The 8566-nt window shown below is 66.8% G+C and carries 6 protein-coding genes; all 6 read right to left on the reverse strand.

Translation table 11 applies throughout. The features are described from left to right. Positions 1–116: 116 nt before the first annotated feature. The 6 genes from ACTHQX_RS21365 to ACTHQX_RS21390 all read right to left on the reverse strand — a co-directional run bounded on the left by ACTHQX_RS21365 (position 117) and on the right by ACTHQX_RS21390 (position 8272). Positions 117–1772: an APC family permease gene (locus ACTHQX_RS21365; RefSeq protein ID WP_440159265.1), complete on the reverse strand. Its 1656-nt coding sequence runs from the start codon at positions 1770–1772 to the stop codon at positions 117–119. 162 nt (positions 1773–1934) lie between these two features. Further along, a complete protein-coding gene (locus ACTHQX_RS21370) occupies positions 1935–3488 on the reverse strand; it encodes an aldehyde dehydrogenase family protein (RefSeq protein ID WP_440159264.1) in 1554 nt (517 codons plus the stop codon). Between the two features lie 9 nt (positions 3489–3497). After that, a complete protein-coding gene (betA, locus tag ACTHQX_RS21375) occupies positions 3498–5216 on the reverse strand; it encodes a choline dehydrogenase (RefSeq protein ID WP_440159263.1) in 1719 nt (572 codons plus the stop codon). A gap of 352 nt (positions 5217–5568) precedes the next feature. Beyond that, complete coding sequence (locus tag ACTHQX_RS21380) at positions 5569–6153, reverse strand: TetR/AcrR family transcriptional regulator (RefSeq protein WP_236805389.1); 585 nt, start codon at positions 6151–6153, stop codon at positions 5569–5571. 38 nt (positions 6154–6191) lie between these two features. Beyond that, positions 6192–7592, reverse strand: a complete 1401-nt coding sequence (locus tag ACTHQX_RS21385; RefSeq protein WP_440159262.1) for an ATP-binding protein — start codon at positions 7590–7592, stop codon at positions 6192–6194. Then, a complete protein-coding gene (locus ACTHQX_RS21390) occupies positions 7589–8272 on the reverse strand; it encodes a response regulator transcription factor (RefSeq protein ID WP_440159261.1) in 684 nt (227 codons plus the stop codon). The genes ACTHQX_RS21385 and ACTHQX_RS21390 overlap by 4 nt, the downstream gene beginning before the upstream one ends. Between the last annotated feature and the right edge of the window lie 294 nt (positions 8273–8566).

An 8566-nucleotide genomic window follows, 5' to 3' on the forward strand; every position in this document is an offset into this window, starting at 1 on the left:
CTCCACCGACACCGGAGCGTCCTTCGCCCTGACAACAACAGCCTTGACTTTATGAACCATGAGTAAGTGTTCCTTTCCTGAGCCCGGGCTCGTTGGCAACGGCACCCGTTGCCAATCTAGCTGACTCGTTGCGGTTCAAGATCATCGTCCACCGGATCGAAGCCATCCTCCACGCCTCCGCCTGCCCGGACCGGTTGCGGCTCCGGCTGCGGCGGCGTAACCGGACCCGACGACGGGTGGGCCGCCACTGCTGCCGCGTGCTCGGCCAGGACACCGGTCTGGTGCCTGATCTTCAGGCGGTAGAGCAGGGTGCCCCCGATGGTGACGGCGGCGACGAAGAGGACGCCGCCCCACTGGAAGTACCACTCAAACGGCGGCACCGAGTTGTAGATTTCCGGCCGCGGCCAGATCAGGTTGAGCGTCATCGCCCCGCCCCAGAGCACGGCAAGGATGTTCACCGGGAGTCCCCATTTGCCCATGCTGAAGCCCACTTCGCCGTGTCCTTCATCGCGCAGGGGCCACTTCTTCAGGAACCGCTTGCGCAGCATGGGAACCGTGACCAGCAGGTAGGACAGGTAGATCAGGACGATGCTGATGCTGGACAGAATCGTGAAAATCGCGGGCTGCATGACATTGACCAGCAGCGGGATGACGGCCAGGACGCCGATTACGATGGCCGCAACCGTCGGGGTCTTGCGGACCGGGTCCACCTTGCTCAGTTGCCGGCTGAACGGCAGGTTGTTGTCCCGGGCCATGGCGAACATCATGCGGATGGCAGCGGCGTGGACCGCCAGCGTGCAGACCACCACGGCCACCACGATGCACACCAGGAAGGCCTTGCCGAAGGGTCCGCCGAGGACGGAGAGCACGATGTGCTGCAGGCCGCCGTCGGCAGCGCCGATCTTCGGATCAGTAAGGTCCGGTGCGGCGAGGATGCCGAAGAGCAGGATCAGCCCGCCCAGCAGGAACGAGGCGGTGACGGCGCGCAGGATGGCTTTGGGCGCGGTGCGCTTCGGGTCCTTCGTCTCCTCACCGAGGGAGCTGGCGGTGTCGAAGCCGTACATGACGTAACCGGAGGCCATCGCGCCGATGAGGAACACTCCGAAGAAGCCGAGGTCGTGGCCTTCACCGAACCCGGCGGTGTCGAAGAAAACCTCGGGACCGCGCACCACGTGCCAGCCCAGGGCGAGGATCAGCAGCACCGCTGCGACGAGCTCCACAAACACGCCGATGCTGTTGATCATGGTCATGAGCTTCACGCCGAAAGCGTTGATGAGGGTGGAAATGGTGATCATGATGGTGGCCAACACGACGCCGTTCATTGCGAAATCAAAGGGGCCGGTGCCGTCGCCGACGATCTGGAATCCTGACCACAGCTGCGGCAGCGTGATCTGCAGGGCCAGCGCCACGGACCCCAGAGCCATGATGGAGGACAGCAGCAGCAGCCAGCCGGCGAGCCAGGCCGAGGTCCCGGAGGCGAGGCGCTTGGCCCAGTTGTAGACGGAGCCGGCCACAGGGTAGCGGCCTGCCAGTTCGGCAAAGCACAGCGCCACCATCAGCTGGCCGACGAAAACGATGGGCCAGGACCACGCATACGCCGGGCCGGCCATGGAGAAACCAAAGTAGAACAGTTGAAAAACACCCGTGAGGATGGAGATGTAGCTGACGCCTGCGGCGAAGCTGGCGAACTTGCCGATGCTCCGGTCCAGGGTCTGGGCATAGCCGAACTCGTCCATGCCGCTTGAATCAGTACTCTTGCTGGGTTCCAACATCTGAACTCCTAAGTAAGAAAAGCACGATGGTGATGACCCGCGCCCTCCTTTGGACGCGGGTAACACTACACGCACGTGAAATCGCACGCAGCTGAAATCACGCAGGTGTATCGACGGCCGGGCGCGGGCTGCAGCGCCCGGCCGTCTCCCCCAAGCTGATGCCTAGCCGGCTGCGGCCGCCCCCGTCTCCAGCGAAGTTTCCGCGGGAGCTACCCCGGCAGCTGAGCCGAACCATCCGCTCGGGGCGGGGGCGATGTTCTGCCAGATGTGCTTGGCTTCGCGGTATTCGGCCAGGCCTGCCTGGCCGAGCTCACGGCCGATCCCGGACTTCCCGAAACCGCCCCACTCCGCCTGCGGGACGTACGGGTGGTAGTCGTTGATCCACACCGTTCCGTGCCGGAGGGCGCCGGCGACGCGCTGTGCCTTGGACGCGTCCGACGTCCACACCGCGCCGGCCAAGCCGTACTCGGTGTCGTTGGCGATCGCAATCGCCTCGGCTTCGGTCCGGAACGTCTCCACGGTCAGTACCGGGCCGAACGATTCCTCCCGCAGCACGCTCATGCCGGTGCGGCAGTTGCCGAGCACTGTGGGCGGGTAGAAGAAGCCGTCCGCGAGCGGCCCGTCGTCGGGAATGTAGCCGCCGCACAGGAGCTCAGCCCCCTCCGCGATCCCGGACTGGACGTAGGCGTGGACCTGCTCCCGGTGCTTGGCGGAGATGAGCGGGCCGGTCTCGGCGTCGGGGTCGAACGGTCCGCCCATCCGGATCTTCTTCGCCCGCTGGACCACCTCGGCCACAAAACGCTCGGCGATCGTCTCCTCGACAACCAGCCGCGCCCCTGCCGAGCAGACCTGGCCGGAGTGCAGGAACACCGCCGTCAGGGCGTTGTCGACGGCGGCGTCCCAGTCCGCGTCCGCGAAGACGACGTTGGGGTTCTTCCCGCCGAGCTCGAAGGCCACGCGCTTCACGGTCTCCGCGGCGGCGGCCATGATGGTCTGCCCGGTGGACAGGCCGCCGGTAAGGGAGACGAGGTCGACGCGCGGGTCGGAGCTGAGCGGGCCGCCCACCTTAGACCCGGTGCCGGTCACGAGGTTCGCGACGCCGGCCGGGACGCCGGCCTCGGCGAGGGTTTCCATGAGCAGGATCGAAGTGGACGGCGTGAGCTCGCTGGGCTTGAGCACGAACGAGTTCCCCGCGACGAGTGCCGGCGCGACCTTCCACGCCGCCTGGAGGAGCGGGTAGTTCCACGGCGCAATGAGCGCGCAGACCCCCAGCGGCTCGTACACCACACGGCTGATGGCATCCGCCCGGCCGGTATCGATGACCCGGCCGGCGTCGAGCCCGGCGACCTTGCCGTAGTACCGGAAGCAGGCGGCGATGTCGTCCATGTCGTACTCGGCTTCCACGAGCCGCTTGCCGGTATCGAGCGCCTCGGCCAGCGCATAGGCGGCCTTGTCCCGCTCAAGGAGGTCCGCGACGCGGAGCATGACCGCGCCGCGCTCGATGTCCGTGAGCCGGCGCCACGGGCCGTCGTCGAACGCGGCCCGTGCACTGGCGATCGCCCGCTCCGCGTCCTCCACCGTCGACGAGGCGACGACCGCCACCTCGCGCCCGTCCGCCGGGCAGCGCACGGTGGTGGTCCCGCCGTCGGACGCCTGCTGCCAGGCGCCGTCGACGTACAGGCCCCGGGCGAGCTTCAGTTCAGTATCGATCGTCACGCTGATCCCCTAGCCCTTCGCCGCAACCGCAGCTGCTGCTACTGGCATTGATCCGCCGCGTTCCAGCGGGCTCACGCCGTGCCGGTAGAACTCGGTGTGCTGGGGCGCGAGCGGCGCCTTGCCGGCGATCAGGTCGGCAGCCTTCTCTGCGAGCATCATCACCGGGGCGTAGATGTTGCCATTGGTCACGTAGGGCATGGCCGACGCGTCCACCACGCGGAGGCCGCGGGTGCCGTGCACGCTCATGTCCAGCGGGTTCACCACGGCCATGGGATCGGAGTCCGGACCCATCTTCGCCGTACAGGACGGGTGCAGCGCCGTCTCGGCGTCGCGGGCAACCCAGTCAAGGATCTCCGCGTCGGTCTGCACGCTCCGGCCGGGAGAAAGCTCGCCGCCGCTGAAGGGGCCCATGGCGGACTGGCCGAGGATGTCGCGGGCAACGTGGATCGCCTCGACCCACTCGCGGCGGTCCTGGTCGGTGGAAAGGTAGTTGAACAGCATGGACGGGTGCACCGTGGGATCGGTGGACTTGATCTTGAGGCTGCCGCGGGCGTCGGAGTACATGGGTCCGATGTGCACCTGGTAGCCGTGCTTGGCGTCCGCCTTCTGGCCGTCGTAGCGGACGGCAACGGGGAGGAAGTGGAACATCAGGTTGGGGTAGGCCACGTCGTCGTTGGAGCGGACGAATCCGCCGCCTTCGAAGTGGTTGGTGGCGGCCGGACCCTTGCGGCCGAGCATCCACTGCATGCCGATCCACGGCATGCGCCAGACGTCCAGGGCCGGCTGCATGGAGACCGGCTGGGTGCAGGCGTGCTGGATGTAGACCTCGAGGTGGTCCTGGAGGTTTTCGCCGACGCCGGGCAGGTTGACCACGGAATTGATGCCCAGCGAGTTCAGGTGGGCTGCATTGCCGACGCCGGACAGCTGCAGCAGCTGCGGGGTGTTGATGGCGCCGCCGGCCAGGATCACTTCACCCGCGGTCACCTGGTGGGTCTTGCCGTTGCGGCGGTAGGTGACGCCGGTGGCCACGTTGCCCTTGAAGTTGACCTTGGTGACGAGCGCACGGGTCAGGACGGTCAGGTTCTTCCGGCCGAATTCGGGCCGGAGGTAGGCGCGGGACGCGGACAGCCGCTGGCCCTTGTGGACGTTGCGGTCGAATGCGGCGAAGCCCTCCTGGCGGTAGCCGTTGACGTCGTCGGTCAGCGGGTAGCCTGCCTCCTGGGCCGCGGCGAAGAAGGCCTGGAACAGCGGATTGGTGGCGGGGCCGCGCTCCAGCACCAGCGGGCCGGAGTGTCCGCGCAGTTCATCGTCGGGATCGGCGGCGAGCGCGTTTTCCATCCGGTTAAAGTACGGGAGGCAGTGCGCGAAGTCCCACGTTTCCATGCCGGCGTCGGCGCCCCAGCGCTCATAGTCGAGCGGGTTTCCACGCTGGAAGATCATGCCGTTGATGGAGCTGGAGCCGCCCAGGACCTTGCCGCGGGCATGTGCCACCCGCCGGCCGCCCATGTGGGGCTCGGGATCGGATTCGTAGCGCCAGTCATAGAGCGGGTTGCCGCTGGGGAAGGTCAGTGCGGCGGGCATCTGGATGAAAAGGTCCCAGGGGTAGTCGCTCCGTCCGGCTTCGAGGACCAGGACGCTGCTCTGGCCTCCGTCGCTCAGGCGGTTGGCGAGCACGGAACCCGCGCTTCCGCCGCCGACGATGACGTAGTCGTAGTTGGTCTGTGTCATGAAAAATCTCCTTCTACCTGGTGCAGATCAGCGTTCACGAAGGTGTGAATCCTTGGTTTGGCCCAGGTCCTGTGACCGGCGGCCCATAACGCGATGAGGGGATTGACGGGTTGGTCAGAGGCTGCGGCGAGTGACGTTGTGCCTGGGCCGGAAACCGGAAGTCGCCGATGAAACGCCTTTATTTCCGCGGGACCCCGTTTGTGTGGTGTAGGTCATACACATGCAGAGTAGTCCAGCTTGAACAAGTGTTCAAGGTTAAAACTGAACCTATGTTCAAGAAATTTTGGGCAGGGGTTTTGGGCAGGGGGTGCCGAGGCACGAGCGCTCGTGTTTCAGCTAGGGCTTGTTTCCGCTAGCCCGCGAAGGCGATCTGCTCCGTGCGGGCGAGGCTCCGCCGGATGGAGGCGTCGTCTACGCCAAGGAGCGCCGTCAGCCACATGCCGTTCTGCACGACGACGATGTCGGCTGCCCGCTCCCTGCATTCATCGCTGGACAGCTCGGGTTTGGCATTCCCTATCAGCGCCGCCAGCCCATCGAGATACCGCTCAAACGCGGCCGCGTTGATCAGCCCAAAGTCTTCATCGGCTTGCGCGAGCGCCCAAAGATGGAGTCGCAGGGACAGATACTGAGTGGTCAGGAGTTCCGGGCCGGCAACGCGCCGGAGGGCCGTGCGGAGCTGTTCGTCGGGGGGCGACTCGGGGTCGGCCGCGACCAGCATGAGGTCGTGCTCGTCGATCCGGTGCAAGGCCGCACGGATCAGGCTGGATTTGTCTTCGTAGTAGTAATTCACTAGCCCCAGTGCGACGCCGGCTTCGCGGGCCACAGCCCGCATATTCACACCCGAGATGCCGTGGCGTGACAGCAGGCCCAGCGCCGCTTCAAGAATGCGCGCCTGCCTGTCAAGCTGTTCGCCGGAGTTCACGGTGCTTGTTTCCACTTGGCCAGAATATGGCGAAACCTGTCATGGTGCATCCGTCAGGGGCGCGCGGCGGCCTTGAATGTGACGCGGGCGTCCAGGCCCGGGGCGCCCGGCCTGGCGTCGAGGGAGGCCGCGGCACCGCTGGCTTCGGCGAGCTGCTGGACGATGGCCAGGCCCAGGCCGCTGCCCTCGGACGTCGACTGGCCGCGCCAAAAGCGGTTAAAGGCCTTCTGCCGGTCCTCCTCGGAAAGCCCGGGGCCGTCGTCGAGCACGTGAAGCTCATAGCCTCCCGACGAAGCGTCGGGGTGCACCACCAGGCGGATCTCGGAGTCTGGCGGCGCCACGGCCAGGGCGTTGTCGATGAGGTTGTCGATGATCTGTTCTGCCGCGCCGGGCATGGCCACCACCCTGGCTTCCGGCACCGCGTCCAGTACCGTCCGCACCCGGCTTTCCTCGGCCAGCGCTTCCCACTGCTCCACGCGGTTCCGCGCGATCTCGCTGAGGTCCACATCCTCGCGGTCCACATGGCGGCTGTCCGCCCGGCTCAGGAGGAGCAGGCCCTCAATAATGCGCTGCAGCCGGTAGGTCTCCTCCAGGGAGTCGGCCACCATGACGCGCGCGCCGTCCGGATTGTTGCCGACGGCGTCCACGGCGTTCTCCAGCCGCAGCCGCAGCCCCGTCAGCGGGGTGCGCAGCTGGTGGGACGCGTCGCTGGCGAACCCCCGCTGCTGCTGCAGCAGGTGCTGCAGGCGGTCCGCCATCTGGTTGAAGGACCGGGCCAGGGTGCGCAGCTCCGGCGGCCCCTGTTCCTCCTCGGTGCGGGTGTCGAGGTTGCCTTCCGCGAGCAGTTCGGTGGCCTTCTGCAGCCGCTTGATCCGCCGGGTCACGGCCCCGGCCATCAGGTAGGCCAGCAGTCCCGCGAGCAGCACGGTGATGCCCGCAACCGACCACATCACCCGCAGCTGGCCGGAGACGCGGTCGTCCACCACGGACGCCGGGTAGGTCAGGCGCACCGCACCGGTGATGTTCTCGCCGCTGAGGACGGGAACCGTGACGTAGACCAGGTCGAACCCCAAGGTGTCCGAGTGCCGCTGGCCCGAGGTGATCTGGCCGGCGAGCGCGGCGGAAATTTCGGGGCGCGAAAGGTAGGAGGCCCCGGTAGCAGATTGGTCGTCGTCGGACGTTGCAACGGCGGTACCGGAACGGTCCACCACCACTACGCGGGCCCCGCTGGCGTGGCCGTAGTCGCGGACGGCGGCGGCCACGGTGCCGGGTTTTGAACCGCCCGTTTCAAGCAGCTGCCGTGCCCGGCCGCTGAGCAGGAAGGCGTCGCGTTCAAGGGAGGTGGCCAGCCGGTCGCGTTCCACCCGGACCAGGTAGCTGCCCAGCGGTATGTCCTGCACCAGCACCACCAGAAGCGTGATGGCCATGAACACGGAAATCAGCCGCCACCTCATCCGGGCACGTCCAGCCTGAACCCTACGCCGCGCACCGCCTCGATCCAGCGGGGGTCACCGAGCTTCTTGCGGATGGCTGCCACGTGCGCGTCCAGGGTCTTGGTGGTTCCGTACCAGGTCCCGTCCCACACGGCGCGCAGAATGTCGCTGCGCTGGCACACGGCGCCGGGGTCCTCCGCGAGGTAGTAGAGGAGCTCGAACTCCTTGGCGGTGAGGTGGATTTCGGTCCCGGCGACCTGCACCCGCCGCGAGCGCTGGTCGATGCTCAGGGTGCCGATGACGCGTGTGCCATCAACGGGCGGGGTGGTCTCGGACTGCGGGTCGGCCGTACGCCTGGCCACCGCCCGGATCCGGGCGACGAGCTCGCGCATCCCGAACGGCTTGACCAGGTAGTCGTCCGCCCCCAGCTCCAGTGCCAGCACCCGGTCGATCTCCTCGTCGCGGGCACTGACAACGATGATCGGCGTCTTGGTCAGGGAACGAATGGACCGGCAGACGTCCGTGCCGTCCATGTCCGGCAGGCCCAGGTCAAGGAGCACGAAATCAGGGCTGGAGGAGCGGACCTCGGCGAGCGCCCCTGCCCCGTCGGCGACGTGCCGGGCCTGGAAGCCAGCCCTGGTCAGGCCCTCCAGCACGCCGGCGGCCACCGATTCGTCGTCTTCAACCACCAGGATCTGCATATCCGATTATCTTCCGGCCGGAGCGTTGCCGCGGCGGATAGCCACGGCCTGAACAGGCTACTTCTTCGAGCTTTGACAATTCTTGGCCCCTCAAGGGCCCCCAACCACCCCTATATCCAGAGACCCTTCCTCAGATCCTGCAGAAAAAACCCAATCCCTTCCTCACCCATTGCGGAAGGGATTGCCAAAAGCCTGCAAAAGCTGAGGGAGCGTCGGGGGCGGATTCCAGCGGTCGTTGCAACACGCGTCCTAAGCTGCTGATTCTTCCAGAATTTGCTCGAGGGCTTGTGCGGG

It is taken from the genome of Arthrobacter sp. SAFR-023 (assembly GCF_051965295.1).
Taxonomy (GTDB): domain Bacteria; phylum Actinomycetota; class Actinomycetes; order Actinomycetales; family Micrococcaceae; genus Arthrobacter.

Bases quoted from the DNA above. Each gene is read 5' to 3' on its own strand.
- ACTHQX_RS21385 (WP_440159262.1), bottom strand. From the start codon at position 7,592: ATGAGGTGGCGGCTGATTTCCGTGTTCATGGCCATCACGCTTCTGGTG.
- ACTHQX_RS21365 (WP_440159265.1), bottom strand. From the start codon at position 1,772: ATGTTGGAACCCAGCAAGAGTACTGATTCAAGCGGCATGGACGAGTTC.
- betA (WP_440159263.1), bottom strand. From the start codon at position 5,216: ATGACACAGACCAACTACGACTACGTCATCGTCGGCGGCGGAAGCGCG.
- ACTHQX_RS21390 (WP_440159261.1), bottom strand. From the start codon at position 8,272: ATGCAGATCCTGGTGGTTGAAGACGACGAATCGGTGGCCGCCGGCGTG.